Origin of the sequence: Spiroplasma sp. ChiS (assembly GCF_002968355.1) — a bacterium.
GTDB classification, from domain to species: domain Bacteria; phylum Bacillota_I; class Bacilli_A; order Mycoplasmatales; family Mycoplasmataceae; genus Spiroplasma; species Spiroplasma citri.
Genome location: NZ_PUUH01000242.1, coordinates 1 through 733, shown reverse-complemented (window position 1 = coordinate 733; position 733 = coordinate 1). Strand labels below are relative to the sequence as shown.

The following is a 733-nucleotide window of genomic DNA, read 5'->3' as shown; positions in this document are numbered from 1 at the left end:
TTATTGCCACTTCGCTTGAATTTTCAGAAACTACAAGATTTATGACAATTGAAGATTTTGAAGCTTTTGTAATTAGAGTAATTACAAACAGAATTAAAGAGGGTATTGAACAATCAATCGCCACTGGAACTGGAAAAGGTCAGCCAACTGGAATATTATCAGATACAAGCATTAAAAGTGTAAAAATTAAAGAATTAAATTACGATGCTATTATTGAAATGATTAAATCATTAAAATTAGGATATTCAAATGGTGCTAAATTTGTAATGAATAACGAAACATTCTGAACTATCCAAAATATTAAAGATAAAAATGATCGCCCTATTTGAAACCACAATATAAGTTCAGATGGAGTCACTAATAAAATCTTAGGTTATGAAGTTGTTTTAACAGACACATATCCTACATTTTCTAAAACAAATAAAAATAATTGCATTTCTTTTGGAAAATTAAATACTTATTATGTAAATTTCCAAGAACCTTTAACTCTAAGATATTCTGAACATATCGGAATTAAAAAACTTTTACATACTTATGTGGGAGCAGCCATTTTAGACGGGAAAGTTGTTGAAAAAAATGCTTTTGTAAATTTCCAACCTGAGTAATTTAAAAATAAAGGAGGATCAATATGGACTTATTAAATTTTGTTAAATTAAGTTTACGAATTCAGCATAATTTATTTGATGAAGAAATAAAAACTTTAATTCAATCATCTAAAAATATTTTAATAAAT

General features: G+C 25.9%; 1 protein-coding gene. It reads left to right on the top strand.

Features of this window, described 5'->3' with window-relative positions:
• Positions 1-605 (top strand): phage major capsid protein (locus tag C6B38_RS06180; RefSeq protein ID WP_146693343.1); only part of this gene is annotated, 605 nt, incomplete at its 5' end.
• Positions 606-733 lie beyond the last annotated feature (128 nt).